General features: G+C 54.7%; 17 protein-coding genes. 10 read left to right on the top strand and 7 right to left on the bottom strand.

Translation table 11 applies throughout. From position 1 onward, the window contains the following. The first annotated feature begins 16 nt into the window (after nucleotides 1-16). Both G503_RS13850 and G503_RS16325 read left to right on the top strand, forming a co-directional pair. A complete protein-coding gene (locus tag G503_RS13850; RefSeq protein WP_051190955.1) occupies nucleotides 17-976 on the top strand; it encodes a hypothetical protein in 960 nt (319 codons plus the stop codon). Nucleotides 977-982: 6 nt separating this feature from the next. Next, entirely contained in the window at nucleotides 983-1,198 is a 216-nt protein-coding gene (locus tag G503_RS16325; RefSeq protein WP_156891938.1) for a hypothetical protein, read from the top strand. 3 nt (nucleotides 1,199-1,201) lie between these two features. Here G503_RS16325 and G503_RS13845 read toward each other — a convergent pair whose 3' ends face one another. The 4 genes from G503_RS13845 to G503_RS0105235 form a co-directional block, all read right to left on the bottom strand. Next, nucleotides 1,202-2,293 (bottom strand): VanZ family protein, encoded by a 1,092-nt coding sequence (locus tag G503_RS13845; protein WP_051190954.1) that lies wholly within the window; start codon nucleotides 2,291-2,293, stop codon nucleotides 1,202-1,204. A 397-nt stretch (nucleotides 2,294-2,690) separates the two neighbouring features. Beyond that, entirely contained in the window at nucleotides 2,691-3,323 is a 633-nt protein-coding gene (fic, locus tag G503_RS0105245) for a protein adenylyltransferase Fic (RefSeq protein WP_442863831.1), read from the bottom strand. An 11-nt stretch (nucleotides 3,324-3,334) separates the two neighbouring features. Next, nucleotides 3,335-3,643: a DUF2442 domain-containing protein gene (locus tag G503_RS0105240; RefSeq protein WP_028026753.1), complete on the bottom strand. Its 309-nt coding sequence runs from the start codon at nucleotides 3,641-3,643 to the stop codon at nucleotides 3,335-3,337. A 606-nt stretch (nucleotides 3,644-4,249) separates the two neighbouring features. Beyond that, the gene (locus tag G503_RS0105235; protein ID WP_028026752.1) at nucleotides 4,250-4,756 is read right to left on the bottom strand and encodes a hypothetical protein; all 507 of its coding nucleotides are present in this window, start codon (nucleotides 4,754-4,756) and stop codon (nucleotides 4,250-4,252) included. A gap of 246 nt (nucleotides 4,757-5,002) precedes the next feature. Between G503_RS0105235 and G503_RS0105230 the strand changes: the two genes are divergently transcribed. Next, nucleotides 5,003-5,392: a (deoxy)nucleoside triphosphate pyrophosphohydrolase gene (locus G503_RS0105230; RefSeq protein ID WP_028026751.1), complete on the top strand. Its 390-nt coding sequence runs from the start codon at nucleotides 5,003-5,005 to the stop codon at nucleotides 5,390-5,392. A gap of 18 nt (nucleotides 5,393-5,410) precedes the next feature. Here G503_RS0105230 and G503_RS0105225 read toward each other — a convergent pair whose 3' ends face one another. Continuing rightward, nucleotides 5,411-8,326, bottom strand: coding sequence for a DUF3427 domain-containing protein (locus G503_RS0105225; RefSeq protein WP_051190953.1), 2,916 nt, complete (start codon nucleotides 8,324-8,326; stop codon nucleotides 5,411-5,413). Nucleotides 8,327-8,871: 545 nt separating this feature from the next. On the opposite strand from G503_RS0105225, the gene G503_RS15970 reads away from it, so the two are divergent. The 3 genes from G503_RS15970 to G503_RS0105205 all read left to right on the top strand — a co-directional run bounded on the left by G503_RS15970 (nucleotide 8,872) and on the right by G503_RS0105205 (nucleotide 14,592). Further along, nucleotides 8,872-9,939: a reverse transcriptase domain-containing protein gene (locus tag G503_RS15970; protein WP_084636300.1), complete on the top strand. Its 1,068-nt coding sequence runs from the start codon at nucleotides 8,872-8,874 to the stop codon at nucleotides 9,937-9,939. A 203-nt stretch (nucleotides 9,940-10,142) separates the two neighbouring features. Then, nucleotides 10,143-13,217, top strand: coding sequence for a UvrD-helicase domain-containing protein (locus G503_RS0105210; RefSeq protein ID WP_084636299.1), 3,075 nt, complete (start codon nucleotides 10,143-10,145; stop codon nucleotides 13,215-13,217). Between the two features lie 58 nt (nucleotides 13,218-13,275). Next, on the top strand, nucleotides 13,276-14,592 hold the full coding sequence (locus G503_RS0105205) for a HEAT repeat domain-containing protein (RefSeq protein ID WP_084636298.1): 1,317 nt from the start codon (nucleotides 13,276-13,278) through the stop codon (nucleotides 14,590-14,592). Between the two features lie 409 nt (nucleotides 14,593-15,001). On the opposite strand, the gene G503_RS0105200 is transcribed toward G503_RS0105205, so the two are convergent. Further along, nucleotides 15,002-16,366: a KAP family P-loop NTPase fold protein gene (locus tag G503_RS0105200; RefSeq protein ID WP_028026746.1), complete on the bottom strand. Its 1,365-nt coding sequence runs from the start codon at nucleotides 16,364-16,366 to the stop codon at nucleotides 15,002-15,004. Nucleotides 16,367-17,218: 852 nt separating this feature from the next. Between G503_RS0105200 and G503_RS13840 the strand changes: the two genes are divergently transcribed. The 3 genes from G503_RS13840 to G503_RS0105180 all read left to right on the top strand — a co-directional run bounded on the left by G503_RS13840 (nucleotide 17,219) and on the right by G503_RS0105180 (nucleotide 21,933). Beyond that, nucleotides 17,219-18,997, top strand: a complete 1,779-nt coding sequence (locus tag G503_RS13840; RefSeq protein WP_051190952.1) for an ATP-dependent nuclease — start codon at nucleotides 17,219-17,221, stop codon at nucleotides 18,995-18,997. Beyond that, the gene (locus G503_RS0105185; RefSeq protein WP_084636297.1) at nucleotides 18,994-20,346 is read left to right on the top strand and encodes a UvrD-helicase domain-containing protein; all 1,353 of its coding nucleotides are present in this window, start codon (nucleotides 18,994-18,996) and stop codon (nucleotides 20,344-20,346) included. Before G503_RS13840 ends, G503_RS0105185 begins: the two co-directional genes overlap by 4 nt. 594 nt (nucleotides 20,347-20,940) lie before the next feature. After that, nucleotides 20,941-21,933, top strand: coding sequence for a restriction endonuclease (locus G503_RS0105180; protein ID WP_202805165.1), 993 nt, complete (start codon nucleotides 20,941-20,943; stop codon nucleotides 21,931-21,933). 91 nt (nucleotides 21,934-22,024) lie between these two features. On the opposite strand, the gene G503_RS0105175 is transcribed toward G503_RS0105180, so the two are convergent. Further along, nucleotides 22,025-22,699: a TetR/AcrR family transcriptional regulator gene (locus G503_RS0105175; RefSeq protein ID WP_028026742.1), complete on the bottom strand. Its 675-nt coding sequence runs from the start codon at nucleotides 22,697-22,699 to the stop codon at nucleotides 22,025-22,027. Between the two features lie 175 nt (nucleotides 22,700-22,874). Here G503_RS0105175 and G503_RS0105170 point away from each other — a divergent pair, with 175 nt between their 5' ends. After that, nucleotides 22,875-23,837: a DUF5692 family protein gene (locus G503_RS0105170; protein WP_028026741.1), complete on the top strand. Its 963-nt coding sequence runs from the start codon at nucleotides 22,875-22,877 to the stop codon at nucleotides 23,835-23,837. Nucleotides 23,838-24,016 lie beyond the last annotated feature (179 nt).

The following is a 24,016-nucleotide window of genomic DNA, read 5'->3' as shown; positions in this document are numbered from 1 at the left end:
GAGGAAAGGAGCCGTCATGAACTCCCTGCCGCCAAGCGCCGATACCGCCGTCGAAACCCAGGAGCTAGTCGTTGTGGAGCCGGCGCCCGAGCCCGAGCGGCCCCTGAAGGAGAAGGCCATCATCGCGGCCGTGCTCGCGGCGGTGGCCCTCGTTTCGCTGATCGTGTTCGCGAACATCGCCTCGAACCCCGAGACCTACACCGGCATCATCGGCACCCTGGACGAGAAGAAGGGCAACGTCATGGTGCTTGCCACCACCACGACCGCCGCCTCGGCTGCCATCTCGGCGCTGCCCAACGACATGGGCACGCCCATCGCCGACAAACTTGTGGACTTCAGCTCGTACTTCATGGTCATCCTCGCGGTGATCTACCTGGAGAAGTTCCTGCTGACCACGCTGGGGTTCCTCGGCTTCGGCATTCTGATACCGGTGGCCTGCGCGCTGTTCGCCGTGGCCGTGTTCCTGCGGCGGGGAACGCTCACGCGGGTGAACCTGCAGCGGCTCGGCACGAAGCTCGCGGCCTTCGGGCTCGCCCTGGCGCTCGTGGTGCCGGTGAGCGTGTGGCTGACCGATAACGTGGACGCCACCTTCGACGAATCGCTCGCAGCCGCCAGCGCCGCCGCCCAGGAGGCTACCGAGCAGCTGGAGGAGAACACCCAGGAGCAGGCCCAGGAGGACCAGGGGCTGCTCGGCGGCATCGCGAGCGCCGTGCAGGACGGGTGGAACGGCCTGACCCAGGGCGCCCAACAGGCGCTCGACAGCCTGGGGCAGCAGCTGAACACCATGATCGACACGCTGGCGGTCATGATCGTGACGAGCTGTCTCATTCCCCTGCTCGTGCTCATCTTGTTCCTGCAGCTCGTGAAGATCATCACGGGGCTCGACTTCGGGGGCGCCACCGCCGTCATGGGCGCCGCCCGCACCAAGGGCCGCGCCGTCGCCTCTTCCCTGCGCCGCCCCACGCAGAAGGGCTAGGGCGTTATGGGCGGCTTGGGTGCGAGGCGCGCCACCTGCCCCATCTGTCCCCATGGGTGTCGGCTGGCTGAGGGGCAGACAGGGCCCTGCCACGGACGCGTTGCCGTGGGCGGGCGGGTGGTGGACGCCAACTACGGGCGTGCCACGCCGCCCGCCACCGTGCACCAGCTGGCCGCCATAGCCCGTCGCCACCTCAAGCACGTCTACGTGGGAAACTGCTAGCGGCTAGGAGAGGCAGAGCTCGCGATCTTCCGCGCTTTCCGCGCCTTCCGCACCCCGCGCGGCCAGCGCATCCGCCGTGCCGTGCGCCGGCTGCGCGGCCCTTTCGCTCGCAGGCTCCGCAACCGCTCCGGAAACGAAGTCGTAGGGCATCTTGCGGGCAACCAGGTAGAACACGGCAAGCGGGAGCACCGCGTACTGCGGGTACACGAGCACGAGCAGCAACACGACCGCCCGCAGCGCATAGAAGGCGACGCGCGCGGTACCGGTGCGCCGCCGCGTCTCGCACGACATGCGGTAGAACAGGCCCGCCGGCGTGCTGCCGTCGCACCTCCAGGGCACGACCACCTCCACCACCGCGAAGGCGACGATGTAGCAAGCCACCCAGACGACGGCGTTGACGCGGTTCAGCATCGCCTCGTCGAAGGCATCGCCCAAGAGCATCTTCAGACCGATCACGACCATCAGGCGCGGCACCACCGAGCATACGTCGATGATCATAGCGTCGGTCCACAGCGCCACTGCGCGCCGGACGAAGCCAGGACGATGGGTAACGGGCGGCAGCACCTCCGCTTCGCGCTGAGTCAGCTTCACGGCCAAATGCCCCAGCCCCCAGCCGATCACACCGCCGAGCGTGTTGCAGATAAGGTCATCCACTTCGAATGTCCTATACGCGAAGGGGTATACCCCGAACAAGCCGGTGAGCTGGGCTGTCTCGATAAGGCAGGTGGCCGCAAAGGACAACGCCAAAGTCGGCAACGGCCTCAACTTCAAAAGAGTTCGCGCAATGAAGCCGAGCGGCACGAAGAGCACGACGTTGAGCAAGAGCTGGAGCACCGCATCTACACCATCGCGCTGGATGGCGGGAATGAAGTTGAGCGGGTCGAGAATGGGCGGGATGCCGTAGGTGATGCCCGGCCCCGAATCGCCTGTGGGCAGCGGATACAGCGTGAAGCACACAAGACCGGCGGCATAGAGAATGCTCGCGTACACGGCGAACACGGTCGCAAGCGGCAGCCATCCGTCGCGTCGGTACAGCCCCACCAGCACCGGCACGCTGAGCAACAGCGACAGCAACGGCCACACCAGAACGGCCACATTGAAGCTTCCGCTGAAAGTAGCTATATACGCATTGATGACTGATCCCATAATCGAAAAGGGTACCACAAGAACAGCACGTTGCCTATCGCTAAAAACCAAGCACCCTCACGGCCCGATCAGCTTCTTTTCGTTCCTCACGCGCACTCGGCCTTGAGCCGAAGAGCATCATCGGGCTTGCAAGAAGCTGCTTTGATTTCTTTTAGCGATCTTGATTTGTTTTAGCAACTCGCACTCCCCCTCAGGACGTTGCCGCCGAGATGCGGACCACCTTGCCGCCAGCGCTTTCAATCGCCACCTCCACCGCATGGAGCATCAGCCGCACATCAGCTTGGACTGCACTACTCAACACAAGCAGGTCCGCTGCGAAAACCACGATCCAGCAGAAGAACGCCCCCTAGGCGAGCTCCTCCATCGTGTATGTGCCGTAGCCCTCATAACGATAGCTGGCATCGATGCCCTTCATGTACGTCTGCCGATCATCAACCCGGTCGGTCAGCGCGCTTTTGAGCAATGCCTTGATCTCGACATCCTTGATTGGGCTGCGCTCCATGGCAAGCAGGTAATCCTCTTTGTCCACAAGGCTCCAGTCGACCACAACGCCGCACGCGCGCTTTAGCATCAGGTCGAGCCAGATCCTCATGCTGCGCCCGTTGCCCTCGCGAAAGGGATGCGCGACGTTCATCTCCACGTACTTCTCCACGATCTCGTCGAAGGTCGTCTGCGGCATTCGGTCTATGGCCGAAAGCGCATCCCCCAAATAGAGCGAAGGAGCGAAACGGAAGCCTCCCTTCGAGATGTTCTCCCGCCGCATCTGCCCGGCAAAGTCATACACATCCTGGAACAGATACCCGTGAATCCGAGCAAGGCCAGCGAACGTGCCCGCCTCAAAATCGTCGAGCAGGCTGCCTTCGAACAGCTCCAGAGCGCGCTTTTTCGTCAAGCGCTCCTCTTCGCGCGCCAATTCGGCATCACTGCCTATGCCCAACTTGTTGCCAAGAACCATGCCGTCCACCTGCCGTTCGATCAACCCTTCGTCCCTCACGCGCACTCGAGCAGATCGTCGCATTCGCTATAGGGCACGCTGTTGTCGTATATGTATTCCGGCGCCAAATCTATGGCCCTGTCGGCCCAGGAGACAAAACCATGCTGAACGGAAATCGAGGTGAAAATCGATTCGTCTTTCAGGGGCTCGAACGCAGAACCCTCGACCGAAAGGGCGTCGAACAGTTTCTTTTCTCCAGACGAAAAGAGAACCAGCAGCATCCCTCCCTTAAGAGGCGTCGCCTGCACCACGCGCACCTCATCGCAAGGATTGCCAGCATAGCAAATGTCGTCAACGATATACATATTGGCACTCCTCTGGTGGGATTTGGCGAAATCAAAATTGCGCTCCTTAAGCAGGCGCACGAATATAATACCCGACACGCACTCGGCCTTAGGCCGAAGAGCATCAACGGACTTACAAGAAGCAGCTTTTCTTCAAGTCCGAATAGAGTGCGCCCGCGAACGAGGGGCAAGCTTGTCTAGGGAAGGACTGTAAGACGAAACGTCCCTGATTTGTTGTGGCGATCTTGAGCTGTTTAGGCACAGGCAGCATTGACAATAGAACGAAGATTAATGGCCAGCATACGCTCCCGCAGATCGTCGCACCGAGCTTGGCCAAAACTTCGCCACCGATCGCACCAACGCCGCAATTGCAGCGGCAGAATGGCGCGACGAAGAAGTTGATACCTATGACCGTGCTTCGGCATCGCGGGCAACCTCGCGGAGAGGCGCCCGAAGCTTTCGATCTGCGGCGGAATGGGTGGGAGCCAGATCTTCCGGCAAGGCGCCAACGCTGAAACCGCACGGCACTGCCGACAACGAACTACCCGACAACTCCAACGCGAAACCGCAACGTTCCAAAGTATCCTTTGCGGGGAAATGCCGCAGATCCGGAAAACAGGCGAGCCCTTACAGCTCGACCGAAAAGACCTCCGTCTGGTTGACCAGATCCAGCTCAAGCTGCAGCGCGGCGATCTCGTCGGCGACGGCGCGGTAGTCCGCTTCAGCCTGGGCAACGTCGTAGTTCGCGTACCGATACTCGATCTGCCCACTGTTGCCACCGAAGTACCGGTCGCCCAGGCGCTCCCGAGGCTGACGCGAGGCGAGCGAATTCAGTCGGTCCTTCCGCCCCGAAAGCTGCGCGAGCAGGATAAGCGCTTCGTCGATGCTAATGCCCCGCTCGGGCAGAACCGTCTGCATGTTGAACCGGTGCAGGGCATGGCGAATGGCCCGCGCCTCGGCATCGACCTGCGCCACCTTCTCGCGCACGGCCCCGTAGTCGTAAGCAGGAGGCTCGGCCGCCTCCCCCTCCGCGAGCACGTAGGTGCTCACCTCCTGCTCGCTGCGTAGGAGCCGATCTTTCTCATCCTGCAACCGCCGCAGATACTTGTTAGCACTAGCCGATGTGAATTCCACGCGACCACCTCTTCCTCGCGCCGACCATTCGATGGCAACCACCATACCAGGCGCCAACAGTCGCATTCAACAGTCCCACTAGTCCGATTTGAGATTGATACTTTTGACACGGAGAGCGAACTGTGTTATGGCCCGTAGCCCGCCCCGTCTCCGCCTCATCTGTGCCAATTTGGCCACCAAGCAGAAGGGACGGGCTCAATATGGTAAGTTGATGCCACCCAGCACAGACCCCAAGAAAGACACGCCATGAAAACCATTCACGTAGTAGCAGCCATTATTGAAAAAGACGGACGCGTCCTGGCGACACAGCGAGGATATGGCGATTTCAAGGGCGGCTGGGAGTTTCCCGGCGGCAAGGTTGAGCCTGGTGAGACGGAGAAGCAGGCCCTCGTCAGGGAAATTCACGAAGAGCTTGATGCCCGAATCGTCGTGGACCGGCATCTCTGCACGGTGGACTACGACTACGAGACCTTTCACCTCCATATGGGCTGCTACCTTTGCTCGCTTGCCGAGGAGCACATCGACCTGATCGAGCACACGCAAGCGCGATGGCTCGATGCCGCGAGCATCGATTCTGTCGACTGGCTTCCCGCTGATGTTGCGGTTGTAGAGGCGCTGAAGGATCAGGTGCTCTAGCCAACCAAAACCCGAACGCTAGTCGTCGAGACGGCTCGTAAGGAACTCGTAGATGTCGCCCTTAACGGGGTTTTCCAGCTCGTATGCGATCTCCACCGCGCTTGTCACGCCATCCGCCATGACGATCTCCTGGAATTCCCCCGTCGGGTGTATCTCGCCGAGAAAGTAGAACTCTGTACCGTCGTCCTTATCCTTCAGGTTCTTCCGCACGAACAAATAGCACCGGACGCCGTTGAGACGCGCGTTGGCGAGCATCCGAATCTCGGGAGACGCGAGGGTGCGCTTGCTCTTCGAGATCGCAATGATTCGATTGTCTGAGACAAACCGATCCTCATACTGTGTCGTGATGCTGATATCGGGATCTTTCTCGTAGTTGATGAAGACCGGGAAGGTGTTGGTGTCCTTATCATGGAAGTAGCCGCCGACGTTCTGGAAGTTCGGCTGCTTCTTCCATCTCAGGAGCCGGCACACCTCCTCGCGCGTGTATTTGCGGTTCAGCACGAAGTCCGTGTCTTTATAGGCATCGGAATAATCGCGAGCGTTCCTTGCGAGCGCAAATTCGACTAAGTCCAAAACCGCCTCACGGAACTGATCGTCCATCAGCATGGCGACGAACGCAGGAGAGGCCACGAACTGCCCGTGCTCATCCACAGCAACAGCCGGGCTGTCCTTAGAATACTCGCCAGTTAAAACACGGGAGGCCGAGCGAAGCGCCTCCACTCCCGTCCCGCGAGCAGAGAGGCCCTCCTTCTCGATCGTTATGTCGCCCTCAGCGAATCTTCGAATTATCTCGAGGTCTACCGCGCGTTTCCCATTACCCAACTTCGTGGAGATAGCTTTGAGCATAGCGAGCTTCTTCTCGTCGAAATGGGTTGTGCAGTCCTTGTCATACTGCTGCAGAAACGCGGGGTACGAGCCGTACTTCCGAATGATCAGCATCGGGTCTATGGCTTCGTTTTTGTCGAAATCGACAAGCTTCGGCGTTCTTCCCAAAATCTGCTTCAGATGATTGAACTCGCTTCGAATGAGCTTCGCCTCCGCGAACCTGCCCTCTTCCAAAGCCTTGAAGATACGCTTCTCGGAAATGCGGTCGAACGAGATGGTCGAGCAACCCGGGATGGAGGCGCTCCCCTCTTTAACCACCCTGCGCAGGTTGTCTTTGTTGTAGGTACGATCGCCAGAAAGGGCCATAGGGATAAGGAAGTTTTGCTGATAATTGCCGATAAAATCCAGGACGAGCGTGAATTCTTTTGCGTCGTGCTTGCGCAAGCCGCGTCCGAGCTGCTGCATGAACACGACGGTCGATTCCGTTCGGCGCAGCATGATAATCTGATTCAGCGAGGGGATGTCGATGCCCTCATTGAGGATATCCACCGAGAATATGTACTGCAGCTCCCCGTTTTCGAGCCGCTCAATAGCTCGGTCTCTCTCAAAATCCGGCGTCTCCCCCGAAATCGCGATGGTTCGATACCCGCGCTCGTTGAACAGCTGCGAAAGGGCCTTTGCCTCGTCGTTGCGCGAGCAGAAGACCAGGCCTCTGCGATCAGCTTTGTTGACCGTGTACTCCTCTATTTTCTCGGTGACGTGCTTTACCCGTTCCTCCGAGGTCAGCTGGCCGAACAAGGCGAAATCGTCCGTCTCCTCGTCTTCTATCGCCAAATCTGCAATACCGAAGTAATGGAAGGGCACGAGCATGTTCTCATTGAGGGCATCTTGGAGGGTAATGCGGTATGCGATTACGTGATTGAAGAGGCGATAGACATCGTAGCCATCGGTGCGCGTCGGCGTTGCGGTCATGCCCAAAAAGAACTTGGGTCGGAAATACTCCAAGATATCGCGGTAGCTGCGCGCGCCCGTCCGATGCGCCTCGTCGATCACAATGTAATCGTACTCACAGGGATCGAAGTCGTGCAGATGCTTCGAGAGCGCCCCGACCATGGCGAACCCGCACGTTCTGGATCGGAAGTCCGGATCCTCGCCATAGACTCCATACGTGTAGCTGCCGCCCAGCACGCGACGGTAGCTTTCCGCAGACGCCTTCAGGATCCTCTTGCGGTGGGCGATAAAGAGGACCTTGCTGGGCTTGGTCTGGCGAACATCAAGCGCCGAAAGATAGGTCTTTCCCGTGCCCGTTGCCGACACAAGCAGCGCGCGCGGCTCATCCAGCTCGTGTTGGACCCGCAAGGCCTCCAGAGCGCGCTCTTGCATAGCGTTCGGAACGATCCCCTGCGGCGCACTGGCGGCCACGCCGGCTTTGGCCTCTTTCAACGCAAAGGCCTTGAGCCTCTTGGCATGCCGAGCCGATTCGGGAGAGCCCTCGCCGAGATAGCGCTTATAGCCCTGAATCCACTCTCGCGTCAGCTCAACTGACTTCTCATCCGACCAAAGTCGTTCGAATTCCGCCCGCGCCGAAGCAAGCATCTCCCCGCCTTCAAAGGACCGGAAGAGGACGTTCCACTCCTTGTTGCACGTCAGAGCCGTCTGGGTTAGGTTTGAGCTGCCGATGATGAACGTCGAGAGCGTTTCCCTATTGAAGAAGTACCCCTTGGCGTGTAAATCTCCCTGGTAGACGCGAACATCTATAGCCGGGAATTCCAGCAGTTTCGACAGCGCCTCCGGGTCGTTGAAGTTCAGATACGTGGAAGTCAGGATGCGCCCCGTCGCCCCGCGCTCCTCCAAAAGCCGGAGAGCTTCCACGAGGACCTGGATGCCGCCGGCAGTCACAAAGGCTACCGAGAAATCAAATGACATGCAATCCGCGAGCTCGTTCTTGATTATCGAGAGCACATCAGTCGCGCTCTCCTTGTCATTCATGACGATTTTGGGAGCATACCGATCGTCGGAGGGCTTCTCAGATCCAATAAAACTAGCCCGCAAACTATCCTCAAAGGCAACAACGCTGTATTCATACCGAGATTCGTCAGATAGTTGCATGGGGGCTCCTAGAGAGGGATTCAGCCTGGCGGCACCAATTATACCTTGCTCACCACGCATGAATTTCTGCAGTCGCATCAACTTCAAGCCCCCAGGTATCCTGCCGATTGCAGCCCAAATCGAGACGGAAGGGCGTTGCATTCGGTTATCCGATCAAAGAGCTCCGTTATCTAAAGAGAAGGCGATCCACATCTACATAAGACCGCACTGGCACCTGAACGAAAATCCCTTTCAGCAAGACATAACTATTACTATAATAGAGGGCATCGTTAGAGGAGCTGCATATTACGTGATTTCGACAACACGGCACATAAAAATGGACGCTCATCGTATCCCGTCTAGACCAGAAAAGCAATCGGACGTCGAAGCCCTCATTGCTTCGTACCAGTGCGCCTGGGCTCTTTGGGTATGCGTTTCGCATTCGTTCGGAAAAGTCCTCTCGACCGTATAATGGCTGCAAGACCGAAAGGGCACATCCATCCAACCCGCCTAGCAGCATTTACGAATCCGGCGGCTTGCGAGCTCCTCTAACGAAGGGGGATACCATGACGACGGGTTCCTCGAGCATCTTTACGCCTAACATTTTCTCAGTCAACAGTTGTGCTAAACTTGCTAGCTTACTAAACACGACAGAAAGCCGTTTAGAAAGCCTTGTGGATCAAGCCGGCAATTATCGCAGCTTTCGCATTCCAAAAAAGGATGGAACAACGAGGTTAATACAAGCACCTCAAAATGAGCTGAAAAAGATACAGAGTCAACTGTCGGAAATGCTACTATGCGCCTGGGAACCATCGCCCTTCTCTTATGGATTTCTGCACAGCAGAAGCATAGTCAGCAACGCCCGCGAGCATCTCGGCAAGCGATGGGTGCTCAACGTCGACCTGAAAGACTTTTTTCCCTCAATTACATCACAGCAAATTAAGAAGGCCCTCGTCTCCGCACCCTGCGACATGAAACCTGAAGTCGCGGATTTAATCGCACGGATTGCCTGCAATAACAACACTCTTCCACAAGGCTCCCCAAGCTCGCCTATTCTCTCCGACATAGTCGCCTCGCCACTCGATGATTCTTTGGCCAGTCTCGCCCAATCGCGCGACTGCACTTATTCCCGATATGCAGACGACATCACCATCTCTACCTCACAAAACTTGTTTCCTGTCGAAATCGCCCGCCCCATAGGCCGACAAATTGTTCTCGGTGCCCCTATTAAAGACCCCATCATCAGACATGGATTCAAAATAAATATGCGTAAAGTGTCGCTCAACAGCAACTCCCATCATCAGGAGGTTACCGGAGTTGTAGTAAACGAGAAGACAAATGTCAGAAGACAATATATTAGCCAACTCAGGAGCATTCTTTATAACTGTCTCGAGAGCGGTGTTTACCCCCAGGCTCTTAGGTACATTAAGCGTAATCGGCACAAAACACCTGCCGCGGTAATCGAAAGGATGGACGACATTGCCTACATTGAACACTGGTTCTCGATGGTTCTAAAGGGAAAAGTCGAATATATAAGAATGGTCAAAGGAAACGATAGTCCCACTTTCTTCATGATGGCCGATCGCTACAACAGCGTTTTCGGATCTACTTTCAATATCCCGCCTAAAAGCTAGCGGCTCGTTGCCAGAAAGAACACCAACTTCATCTCACTCAACAGCATTAGCAGCGGGGAATACCTTAGTCCCACCCTTCCCATTACCAATACCCCGAACGTAAGCCGAAAGAATCTCGCCATCGACCGGCATGGTACTTCCGATCAGGTCATTCTTCGATAGAGTCATAAAACAAGAGTGGCAGTTCGGAGCAGAAGAAGAACATGATGATCGCATTCATAGCAGCTATTCTCGTTGTCGCCCTGGCCATCGTCGCGCTAACGCTTAAGCGCAAGAGCCGCGCTAAAGCCATCGCCTCATTGGATGAGCTAATGCCGGATCTGGACGCCGCTCTCTCAGCACAAAAGAGATTTCTCGATTTCTCAAGCGGCTACCTGATGAAAAAGGACTGGGACGCTTTCATTTCGGCAAGCACTCCGCTCCTGGACGCAATAGCATCGGTTCCCGAGAAAGCTCGACAGGCGCATCCAAAGCACGAGAGTATAGAACGGTTTGCGAGGAATTGCTCTGACACTCGGATAAGAACCACCCGAAACGAAGCGTTTAAAGCCAGCGAGACCGCAGCGAGTGACGCGATGCTTTCCAATATCGATGGCAAGTCACTTGACGCCCAGCAAAGGGACGCAGTGGTAACGGACGAGTACAACAACCTCGTCATCGCGGGCGCCGGATCTGGCAAAACGTTAACCGTCGTCGGGAAGATAAAATACTTGGTAGAACGCTGGGGAATACCTCCGGAAAACATCCTCGTCACCTCCTTCACTCGCAAGTCCGTCAACGAGCTCTCTGAGCGCATTGAAAAAGCAGGTATAGAGGGCGTATCGTGCAAGACTTTTCATAAAATCGGACTTGACAGCCTGGGGTTAGTCGGGGTCGCCAACGAAAACGAGCTTAAGAAATGCGCTGTGAACTATCTGCGCGAGGGCATTCACGCCCATCCGGATCAAATGAGCGCATACATCGAATTCTATGGTTGCTACAAACACCTTCCCAAAGACTATTCGGAATACAAAACCGACGGAGAGCGCATGGAAGCGCTCAAGGCCACTGAGCTCACGACGATCAAAGGCCAGCTTGACACTCTGAACGGAGAGCGAGTAAAGAGCCTGGAAGAGCTGATGATCGCGAACTTTCTCTTCATGCATGGCGTTAGCTATGAATACGAGCCGGTTTACCCTGGAGAATACGACACCTTCGGCCGTGCCTATCAGCCCGATTTCTACCTCCCTGATTACGACATCTATCTAGAGCATTTTGGCGCGAACGAAAACGGGCGCTGTCCGTGGATCGAAACACCCATAGAAGAGCGGAAGTATCTAGACGGCATGGCCTGGAAGCGCGAGGTGCACAAGAAGAATGGGACTCGTCTCATTGAAAGCTATTCGTATTGGAACAAAGATCACGACCTGCTGAACAAAGTGAGCGCCCTGCTTGAATCGAACGGAGTTGAGTTCGCTGACGATAAAGAAATGCTCACAAGCGTTTACGAACAGCTCAGCCGAGACGATAAGCACCTGATAAGCATTTCCGCGCTCGTGACGACATTTCTCTCGCTCGCCAAAGCAAATAACATTTCCATGGCAGAAGTCGCAGACCGAGGGCGTGAAGCATACCGAAATGATGGCTATATGTGGCATCGCTTTGAGCTGTTCATGTCATTCGCCGAGCCGATCATGGCCCTCTATCAGCAGACGCTGGCCGACAAAGGCCAAATCGATTTCGACGACATGATCAACATGGCTGCCGACAAGATCAGCCGCGAAGGAATAGCGGAACGCTATAGCCACATCATCGTCGACGAGTATCAGGATATTTCGAAGAGTCGATTCGGCCTCATAAAGGCAATACGCGACACGTGCGGAGCGAAACTGATGTGCGTTGGGGACGACTGGCAGTCAATCTACCGATTCGCAGGCAGCGACGTTTCGCTGTTCACTGATTTTGGGAGCTATGTCGGATACCACGAAACGCTCAAGATCGAGCGCACCTATCGCAACTCACAGGAGCTCGTCGATATTGCCAGCACTTTCGTCGAGAGAAACCCCTCGCAGATTCATAAGAAAATGCACTCGGACAAGCACGAGCAGATGCCCATTATCATAACCATGAAGGAAGGCATGGCAGAAGGGCTTGAGAACGCACTTGACGACATCCTCTCTCGCAAGAACTACTCGGGGCGCATTCTCGTGCTTGGACGACACAACTTCGACATCGAGACCGCCTATCCCGACTTCAAGGGCCGCGACGCCTACGACAACGAACGCACATCCTTGAAGAGAGATCGCAGAACCGGTGACGTACACATAACGTATCGTGGGTATAGCAATATCGTCTTCATGAGTGTTCACCGTGCCAAAGGCCTTGAAGCGGACGACGTTGTGGTACTGAACCTCCAGAACGCCATGTACGGGTTTCCCAACCGCATCGAGGACGATCCGATATTGCAGATAATGATGGGGCGCAGCGAGGACTTCGAATTCGCCGAGGAACGGCGACTCTTCTATGTCGCCATTACGCGCACCAAGCAAAACGTCTATCTGGTCGCAGGATCGCTTGCATCCGGCAATGGCCCCTCCCCCTTCGTCGAAGAGCTCAAAAGCGAGAGCGAAGGGCATGTCGGCATAGTGCAAAGGAAAGGCGAGGATCTTTGGCATCCGGCGCTCTGCCCCCGCTGCGGCACGGGACGACTCGTCGTGCGCAAGAATTCCCAAACGGGCAAGAACTTCCTCGGATGCACAAACTATCCTATGTGCGAGAGAAGCTATTCGCAGACCGAAATCATTGAAGACAAACTCAAGTGTCCCTCATGCGGAGGCTGGATGGTTAGGCGCAAGCGCGGAGACGACGGGGCACCGTTCTTCGGATGCTCCAACTTCCCGGACTGCAGTGCCACGATTGACGCAGGCGGGTCTTTCAGCCCGACCTCTACCAGCAATTACACGGGTCCATCGACGACGCAATACGGAACTGTCGCCTTCCGCAACGGAGCGCTCAAAGACGAGGCAGCCGAAGGTCGCCGCGAAAAATGCCCGAAATGCGGCTCACCTTTGAAGCTCATGAAAAACAGCAAGGATGGCTCCAGGTTCTATGGATGCACCAGCTATCCTTCCTGCAGATACACCAGAAATGTCGGAAGCGAGTCGAGCTCCTTTGGCTCCCGCACAATGAAGTGCCCCAAATGCGGAGCACCCCTCAAAGAACTCACAAACCGAAAGGACGGCTCTGTTTTCTACGGGTGCACAAGGTACCCGAAGTGCAGGTTTACGAGAAGCAAGTAGGCTCTGCCTTAGAATAATACCATGAGAGTTTTATCTTCGGAGTGGATAGGTGGGATTGATGGACTTTGGAACTATCGTCATTGCGGCCATCGTCGTAGCGGTGATCGCTTGGCTTGTGTCGAGTTCGCAAAAGAGTAAGAGGTGCTCAACGAGATCGTCCTCAGCACGGCGCACGCTTGCTGAAACACTTGCCTCTGACCCCCATGATTCTGTGCGAGAGGGCATTGCAGGGAATCCGAACACCCCCGTATATCTGCTTGAAAAGCTCGCAGAGGACAATGAGCCCGTCGTAAGGGGCTTCGTGGCACGCAATCCCAGCACGCCGATCGCCCTCCTCGAGAAACTATCCCTCGACGAGGACGGCCTCGTAGTGAACGGCGTCGCCATGAACACACAGACGCCTGGCCGCACCCTAACAGAACTTGCCGAGACAACTCTCGAGAGCAGGTGGCCTGGTTGCCTTATCGCAGAGAACCCGAGCACTCCTCCAGAAACGCTCGAACTGCTCGCAGACCAACACAAGAGCGAGGTAGCGAAGAACCCCAACACCCCACAACGCATCCTTGAAGAGCTTGCCTGGTACGTCGACATGAGTCAGCCAGAAGGGGGCATGTCCATGCGGCACTACGTCAGAAGCCAGGTCGCCATGAACCCGAGCACTCCGGATTATCTGCTCGAGAAGCTTACCTTCGACGAGGATCGCATGGTACAGTACGGAGCGCAGATCAATCCCAGCACGCCACCAAACGCCCTGAAGGCTATATACGAGCAAACCTGCTCCGAACTTGAGCAAGCCGACGCCCTTGAGGCACAGGGGGAGGGCGATCCCGATTTTCTTAGATGGAAAGCGCACCAAACCAGGGGGCATATCGCCAGCAACCCCAACACTCCGACAGAAATTGTGCGGATACTTGCCACCGATTCCGAGCCGAACGTCAGAAGAGAAGTAGCGAAGAACCCCAATACGCCCACCGACGTGTTCATCGACCTCGCACAGGACTGGGAAGAAGAGGTCAGACGCTCGGTTGCGGAGAACCCCAAAGCCCCGGCCGAGTGCCTCGCCATGCTCGCAAACGACTCCAATGTTGACGTAAGATGCAAACTTGCCGATAATCCCAACCTTTCTGCGCAGACTCTTGAGATTCTCGCGAATGACGAGTGCGACACGGTGCGCGACGGCGTAGCAAGCAACCATGCCACTCCCCTCGATCTTGTAATTAAGCTAGCAAGCGATGAAAGGATGTACGTCAGAATGGCGGCAGCGAGAAACCCCATTACTCCTGCAGACATCCTCATCAAATTCTCTCGCGACGAGTTCTTCGGCCTTAGACAAAGTGTTGCGATGAACCCATGCGTCCAATCAATCCGCACGTAGACACTACACGTTGCCCATGATTTAAAACACGGCTATGAATCCTAATGTCGTCACTGCATGCCCGAAAGCATCCGCAACTCTGAGCTCGCCGCACACAGCCGCCTCGTCGAATGCTACGATGGGATCGGGCATAGCTCTGCCGCCCGGTTGAGCGAATCCAGACAACTCAATCATACCAACGGCGGACGCCATGTCTTTCTGTATCTAGACTATGCTGCCGTCAAAGTGCGCAAAAGATTGTACGTTACCGCAGGGAGTGGGAGGCGAGGTAGCACCCGGACGTGTCGCTGCTGGACGAGCGATCGTGCCGCCGACTGAGTCGATTTGCGCAAGAGCCTGGACCGTACCAGCAGCCAGCCTCTAACTTGGCAGTCGCACAATCCCAAAATCACAAGCGTAAAACATAGGCTTATTGGTTACCTTTGTATCTGCGAAAATCAAACGAGCGCAGCGCGTCAACATCCATCGCCATCCAAAACAAATGTCCCAGATCCTGATAGGCTTTTACACGTCTTTCATCGGTGCTATTTTCGTCGATGAAGATGAGGCAGCATAGATCCATGACGTACTTTCTGCGGACATCGTCATCCACTTCCCCAATATTAGGATAAGCGGAGCGTATGGCCGAGTCGAGAAAATCGACAAACGCTGGTGACTTTGCTCCAAAATCATATACCTTTTCAAGCGACTGCGCCATGCGCACCCTACGCCAAACTTCGGGAGCTTCGTGCTCCAAAAAGATAAACACAGGCAGCAGTCCTGCATCGGCAAGTGCAACGCCAAAATCAGTACCAACTCGTGAGCGCTTCGCATATTTTTCCGCATCACGAATAGTCATCTTAAGCCTATTCATGTCCCTCATCGTGCCGGACGTCGCCTGAAGCAATTCGACCACTATGGCATCGAATCGTCCGCTGCTGTATTGGGGGACTGTGGTTTCGTTAAAGTAGTTTTGCTCTCTTACTGGAATCATCTCGAAACGTTTATCATAAAACCGTTCTAAGTATTTTCGAGTCGCAAAGGAGCTCCCATAGAAGCCCTCCAAAGCATTTGCCAATTGCATCAGATCCATTGAGTACACAATGATGACTCTCTCATTTTCAAAAAGGTTTTTAATGTCACCCAGAAGACGAATTGCGTACTCGGGCCTACACCGATCCAGTTCATCGATACACAGCACCAGCTTTTCCGCTCTCTCTGCCAATACGCTATCGATGAAATCGGATATCTCCTCTTCCAGCTTTCGCCTATTCCGATACTCGTCGATTAGTCGATTGCCGCCAAATTCGCTTACTGCCGCGGATATGTTCGGACCGTGCCCCAATAATCCGCCAATTGAGTCTACGACAGCCGCCGCTTTCTGCAGCATCCCGCTTCTCGGTGCATCGCAATCAACTTCGCAATCTGCTGCCATCGACGCGATCACGGAGCCAAGCGGATTATCCAACATATCATTCATCCACGCGTTGAAGTAGACGGGAAGAAACCCGGAGACCTCTGTCCCCATCGAGCCCTCGTCCACTGCCCAGGAAAGTGCATTTCTCCCCACATCAGAACCAACATTGGGATTCCTAGCCTCTAGAATCATTTGGACAGATTTCACAAACATCGTCTTTCCATCACCCCAGGGCGCGTCAATGCATATAGAGAATGGCGGCTCTATCCCATCCAGCAATGAAATGAAGCGCTTGATATCTGCATTTCGAGACGCGATATCCTTGTCCATGCACGCAAGAATATTTGCCGCCGTGGGCTCAAGGTCCAATCTTTTCATAAGCGCTCCTTTCACACGCACTGCCCTTTAGCAGATGCTTTCTTACTCTAATTGCAAAACGCACACCAATGCAGGATATAGTTCGTTCATAGACCGCCGAAAGTCAGCCTTTGCGAAATTCAAACAGGTCGCACGAAAGTATTCCGCGAACATTCAAAAAATTCACCAGTAATCACCCTGACAGCGTTTTAGCATAAATAACAGAATAAGGAGAGATCGCATGAAATCTTCTGTTGTCGGACCACTACACATTGGACATGGATGGACTTTCAGCCGTTAATCAGTGCACTGCCCACCCTTCTTGGTGCTACCATTGGGGCAATCACCAGCATCAGCACCACGATGCTCAGTAACTGGCATAACGAGAAGATCGAGAGAAGGAAATGCGCCGACGATCATAAGCGCAAGACGAAAGAACAGCAAATCGATAACTGCGAGAAGCTGCTCTCGATTGCGCAAGAGCAAATGTCGTCGAATATATTCAAATTAGGAACCTCTACACTACCGGAGTCTCTCACGCAAAGGTACGAACCGATGAAGAAAAGAGCGAACTATTGCGACTGATCCAAGTGAGATTCTCGATCCTCTGTGATAGAGTACTTAACGATAATATTCGTTCCCTTGCGAAGAAATTCAATAGTGCAAGCAGCGGTATGACACTACTAGCACGCAACAATCAAGAATTGGAGATCGCTCTTCTTGCGTACGGTGCCGCAAAGGATGAACCAATAGATGCCATACGCGCAGAACTACGAAAGTTGCTGTCTTCTGGGACCTCGACGACAAACGCCACAACATGATGCAAACGAACAACATCGCATATACGCGTAGAACCGAGAATTGGTAGCACACATGAAGATTACAAGAGTCCAGATCGAGAATTATCGCAATTTAAGAAGCGTTGATGCGCAGCTCGATAACCTCGTCGCGCTGGTCGGCGAAAACAACAGCGGCAAATCGAACTTCTTGAGAGCCATAGCGCTTCCTTTCGCATCCGATGACAACAACTTTGGCAAGAACCTCTCGTGGTTCGACATAAACAACGAGGCCAAAGCAGAATACTACGCCTTTATCGACGCTCGTAAAGCGGATATTCTCGACGGGAGCATAGACGCTGAAACCCTGTGTCAGCATGTCCCGGTCATCACAGTCGTTGTCGACATTCAAGGCAGCGCGGCAGATGGCTATGACCTCAAGAACCTGCTAGTAAATGAAAATAATAGCCCTGTTGCAAGGCTTCGCTACAGGTGGCTCGTTGGAGATGCTCCGAAGTTGCTCAACTTGACCAAGGATCTACTTGCTGACGGCACAGATGTTTGCGAGATAGAGATGAGTCTACTTCCAATGAATCTTTACAAACACACAATCGATGTTCCCGATACGATTGGCGGAAGTCGTATCCCATATGAAACACTTTCTCGCTTTAGGCATATAAGTCTTCCGGCAGAACGCGACAATTTCGCCGCAAGTGCAGACAGGCTTGGCTCTCGCGCCTTAGTGGGACTCTTCCAAAGCGGCATCGATGCCAATGGCCAAAAGAGCATCGAACAGGGCTATGGCGACCTTCTCTCTACAATTCGCAAAGCGGCTAAACTAGATGCGGTGATTAATTGGCAGGAATACTCGAATGTCCCGAATGCGGGAGATTTCTTCAAAAAAATTAGCATTTTGCCAAACATGCCCCAGATGAGCAGCATTCTCGGCAGCATTCGCCTTGGCTATAGCAACGAAAGCCTTGCTTTCCAAGGTCTTGGGCACCGCAACCTAATCCTTATGGCAGTTATGCTCAACGCGTATCTCAACGAAGACCGCGACCTGTCTCTTAGAGTCGTTAGCGTTGAGGAGCCCGAGGCGCATCTTTGTGTGAACAATGTTTTGCTTATGGCAAGCCTCCTCAAGGTGTTTGGGGGTAAAAACACCCACACGCAGATACTCTATTCAACTCACGACGCGGAACTCGTGAACAAGGTCGGCCTCGACAGAGTGATCGTGCTTCACGGAGGTACTGCATCCAGTCTCAAGCAAGAGCTCACTGCCGACGAGCTAGATTATCTCACCAACAATCCCAATACTGACATTTTCAAGTTGCTTTTTTCGCGTAGACTCATTCTTGTGGAAGGAATTACAGAGGAATTGCTTATCAAGGCATACCTACAGGCTCATACAGCTCTGAATGATGTAAAAGTCTTGTCTTTCCATAAGGGCTACCGAAACATCATAAAGATATGGAAAAAGGTAAACACGGGTAGCCACAATAGACTCGGCATCGTAAGAGACTACGATAATCAGCCGAAAGCCAAGGCCGACCACGACGCCCTTGCAGACGAACAGATTTGCGTGAGAACGACGGCTGGCTACACACTCGAGGAAGACATCGTTAAAACAGGGACCAATCATGCTTTACTGGTAGGGAAGTATGGCTCAATCTACGGCTGGGAAAAGATGAGCGACGAAGATCTTCAGGAGGATTGGCGCAATAACAGAAAAGCGGACGTTATGTTGAAAATATGCCAAGATCTCATAGCAGGCGAACTCGCAGGATTCAGAATGCCCCAACATATACAAGACGTCTTGGACTTTCTCCTTAAGCCTGTTGATTCAGGGTCCTCTGCGGAATCAGGCATCTCATGAGAATAGAGGTCGCTGGAGCCGGCTCAGGCAAAACATCAAGAATGGCAATGCGCGTTTTGAGCGTTGACGCGCCAGACAGAAGGATCGTCTACTGCGTTGCCTTCACCAACGCGGCTGCCGACAACATCAGGGATAGACTCATAAGACAAAATGGGACGATACCCGACAACATAAAAATCAGCACTATTCACTCATTTCTTTATTCTGAACTTGTGCGCCCTTATTATCATCTACTATATGGTTCTAAATACAAGAAGATTTCGACTATTAGTTTGCCGTCAACCCCCTCATACCGCAGAGCGAGGCTAAGCGAACTCGAGAGCATGCAATTGCTCCACCAAGTTGCCATTCCTGAAAGGGCAAAGTGGGTTGTCTACGGAAGAGCGCAAGACAATGCGCGCACAAAAGCGATGCGCGCCGAGGTCGTCGCTATGTTTGCGGGGTACTGCCACAAGATCCTTGTAGACGAGGCGCAGGATATCGACAAGGATATCCGCGATGTCCTGCTCGCGCTAGACCACGCAGGTCTCGATATTGAGCTTTGCGGAGACCCAAAACAGGATGTCAGAGGATATGGGTGCTTCCGTGATCTAGTAGACACATACCTCAATAATGTTAGCTATAGCTGCGAATGCCATAGATCCCCGCAGCTTCATCTACAAGTGTCAAATCGGCTAGCCTGCGAAAAAGAAAAACAAGTGGCAGATGAGACAAACAGCATCGGGAGTATAGATATACTGTTTGAGGCCGACGAAGATGTCAATGGCCTCATCGCAAGTGGCGAATTTGGTCTTGCTTACATCAGCAGAAAAAACGACCGCTTCAACACACACGAAAATATCGATGGAGACGCCGACTTTAACTCCCTTCAGCACGAGCTAAACGTTGCCATCAAGGAGAAACACGGTGGCGCAATGACGGAGCTGGAGGTCAACCGCCTCGCTTATTATATCGCCGGGCAGATGATCGCATCCGCAAGAGATGATAGGACTATTAGACTCGCAATCAGCAAAGGCATAAATGACGGATGCTACGATTATGACGCAAAGAGATACGCGAGAATGGCCGAAGCACTTACAGTCAACGATTGCACCGAAAACAACGCGATCGCAGTCAAATCAATAGAGGCCATCAAAGGACTTGAGCACGAGAAATGTCTGTTTATCCTTACTACCGATCTCGCTCCTTATCTTTTGGGAGACAAGACAGACGACAACAAGACAAAACATATATTGTATGTGGCGCTAACTCGGTCACTCGACAACCTCACGGTTCTCGTAACGAAAGAGGTCGAGGCTCGCTATACCCGGCAACAGATCAGAGATGTCTTTGGAGCAGAGGCTTCATAATGCACAATGCACGCATACTGGGAACGCATCTCGAGCTCACACCTCCAAGCGCGCACATCATCAGATATAGCTTTCTCGCCACCATAAAACAAACACCACAACGTATGAGACATACGGCAACGCATTTTATGAAGCATATCTAGAATGCACACTACGGGCATCAGACTTCATTGATAAGTAGAAGCGTCATAAAGAGCCTGACTGGACTCAGCCCCTTTCGCTCGATTGCGACCAGCGCGACAGCGTTTGGCCCCTTGGCAATCGACGGCCTTCCCCATCTACATTTACGCTCTTGATATCGTGGCCGCAACACTCGCCCATTCTCGACGCATTCCCCCCTGCTAGCGAAGCAATAGGCGTGTTGCTCGGTCCGCTTCTTCCAAGAGACCCATTTGGGAAGTCGCACGAGCAAGAGCAACATCGCCTGATGATTTCTCGCCATCATTCATTTCATCGTTTCGAAGACCCGTCGTTCTTCGCCATCTTGAGTGTCGTGGCGATTGTCTGTACGCATTCGATTGGCGCCGTTCAATCCGAGGGCAAGTCAACAAACTCGATTTATAATACGACCAATCACTTTGTCGAAGGAGTCGTATGCCTGCATGGATTGTTCGAGCCGGTAAGGGAGGCGTCAGGGCCCCTGAATGGATCAATGGCGGCTACATTGCCATTTATTGGAACCTAGACGGCGCCGATATTTCCGCACTTAGCAAAGATGGCATCAAAGCTTTGTACCGGGCTCAGTTTCCCGATGCCTCGCGCCAAGTCGTTGCCGCCAACGCAGGAATGATTTTCCGCTTCGCCACCGAAATAACCAAGGGATCGACGGTGGTCATGTATGATCCCGCAACTCGCTTGTACCATATCGGCAAAGTGTCGGGTCCTTGCGCGTTCGTGCCCCCGAAGGATTCCGACGATGACGACGGATCCTATCGCCGTGCGGTCAACTGGGAATTCACGGCTCCACGTGATGCCCTCTCGGCACGCGCCAAGCATTCCTTGGGCAGCATTTCAACCTTGTTTGCCGTTTCCGCCGACACCTTGCGCGAACTGGAGAAGGCGTCAAACGGCACGCCCTCGGCTGCAGAGGAAGAGCAGGAAGAGGAGAATTCGTCCGAGGTTCGCGAAGCCACGGCCGAAGACGGTATCGAGCGAATCAAGGATCGCGTACTGCAACTTAGCTGGGATGATATGGAATACCTCGTCGCAGGCGTTCTTCGCTCCATGGGCTACAAAACCTCAATGACTTCGAGAGGCTCCGATGGCGGGCGTGACATCATCGCATCGCCTGACGGACTCGGACTCGAATCGCCCCGCATCGTAGTCGAAGTCAAGCATCGCAAGGAGGCCATGAACGCTCCCGCGTTGCGCTCTTTCATCGGCGGCCTTCGAAGCACCGACAGTGGGCTCTATGTGAGCACAGGAGGTTTCACCAAGGAGGCTGTTTACGAAGCGGATCGGGCGCTCATGCCCATAAAGCTGCTAAATCTCGATCAGCTCGTTCGCCTTATTGTAGACAACTACGACAACGCCGACATGGACACGCGAGCAATCCTGCCCCTCGTTCGCATATATTGGCCAGCCTAGCTGAGACAGCCGGACTCTAAGCACCAAGTGGCAAATAGCGAGAGCTGTTCGTGCAGGCGATTCGCTTTGTCGATGGGTGCTCGTGGAGCACTCACCCCTCCTCCGATTCGATCGGCACCATGTCGAGGCGGAGGGTTTGCTCTACCACCTTCATGAGGACGTCGTCTTCTATCTGGGGATTCACCTTCATCAGGCCCACCAAACCGAAAATCACAACGCAAAACATTTCATGCACGAGCTCGATTTCGACCTGATGATAGGCCGCGTACTCCTTCGCGATATGATTCGCCAGGCAGTCCGCCGCCTCGCGCGTGGCGCGCACGTCGAAGGCATCCCTCACGCCCAGCTCCTCGAGCACGGCTATCATCGGACGCGGCCTTCCCGCCCCATCGTAGAGCGAGTACCGAAACGTCCGGATGCACTTCTTCAGCGATCCGGGCGTGTCGCCGAAGATTCTCGCCTCGTTCCACACGATCACGCTTTCGACCAAATCTTCCACGTAGTCGTCGATGACCGCCTCGATCACGCCGTTGCGGTTCGCGAAGTGGTAGTAGACGAGCTCGCGCGTGACATTCGCCTCCCGCGCAATGGACGCAACGGACGTCGCCCGCACCCCCTGCCGCTCGAAGAGCTTGCGCGCCGCGGCCACAATCGCGCCTGGCGTGTCGGTCAGCCGCCGCGACTCCTTCAGGTCACGGCGCCTTTCCCGCAAACAGCCAGCTGCCTGCAGCGGCGTCATTTTCCCATAATCGCGCTTGATCGCCATCCTTTGAATCGCCCCGCCTCTCCTCTTCAAAATGTCCTTCACAAATCATAGCATTTTGTGAAATATCGCAGTTCAGGCATTTGCTAGACTCCAAGCAAATCGGTTCGCGTAAGAATGCACCGCAAGCCGCATCCCCGCTCGCAAGGCACGCGGAGGCACGACGAAAGGAGACCTCATGGGCATCCTCTATCAGGCAGCCGATCCGATCTATTGGGTCATTTGGCTTTTCGTTCTCTTCGCTTTGATGGCCTTCAACGAGCTGGGCCGCGTCAAGCTGTGGTGCGGGCTCGTTCTGTTCGCCCTTGTGCCGATTGCGCTCACGCTCTTCGTGTGGCCCGAAACCGCCGCGCCCGGCAACGAATACGGCACGGGCACCTGGTTCAACTGGGTGAAAACCTATTCTGCGCTGGCCGGATGCCTCGGGTTCATCGCCCTGCGCTTCGTGAAATGGCGCGGAGCGGACGGCAAGACCCACTACCTCTACGAGAAGCGCTGGGCGCTCTGCTTCCCGCCACTCATTCTGGCAATCAACATCGCCGAGGCGGTCATCCGCGACTTCCAGGTGTTCGGCTTCGCGCTGTGGGAGGGCGGCGTCGTTGAGAACCTCTGGACCATTTCGGGCCCGTGGAACATCATGAACGGCATTGCGGGCATCTTGAACATCATCACGATCTGCGGCTGGTTCGGCATTTTCATCTCGAAGGACTCCTCGAAGGACATGATCTGGCCGGACATGATCTGGGCCTGGGTCATCGCCTACGATCTTTGGAACTTCGCCTACACCTACAACTGCATCTCGGACCACTCCGCCTACTGCGGCCTGGCGCTGCTTCTGGCGTGCACCATCCCGACGTTCTTCATCAAACGCGGCGCGTGGCTGCAGCACCGGGCGCAGACGCTGGCCCTCTGGATTATGTTCGTGATGACGGTGCCCCAGTTCGCCGACGTGCTCGCCCCCATTCCGACCACGCACAACCCCACGGCGTTCTTCGTGGTAAGCCTGCTCGCGCTCGCGTCGAACGCGGCGCTTGCGGTCTACCAGTTCCACCGCATCCGCAAGCTGAAGCTGAACCCGCTGAAGGACCAGATCTACGCCGACACGAAGGCCTACCAGCGCATCGTGGAGGAGAACAAGTAGGAATACCATCCGCCCCCCGGCATACCCTGTGTTTTCGCCCGAGCCGGCAGCCGCAGCTGTCGGCTCGGACTTTTCTAACGACAGGTTAAAGTCGCTACAGCCCCTGGCCATCATCTAAGGAAAGATTACCGAGATAAAGTATCGTTAGAGGATTGGCAACTGAGCTAACGACGCATTTA

The organism is Adlercreutzia mucosicola DSM 19490, assembly GCF_000422625.1.
Classification (GTDB): domain Bacteria; phylum Actinomycetota; class Coriobacteriia; order Coriobacteriales; family Eggerthellaceae; genus Adlercreutzia; species Adlercreutzia mucosicola.
The sequence above is the reverse complement of the archived record's forward strand: the minus strand, read 5'-3'. Positions and strand labels throughout refer to the sequence as shown.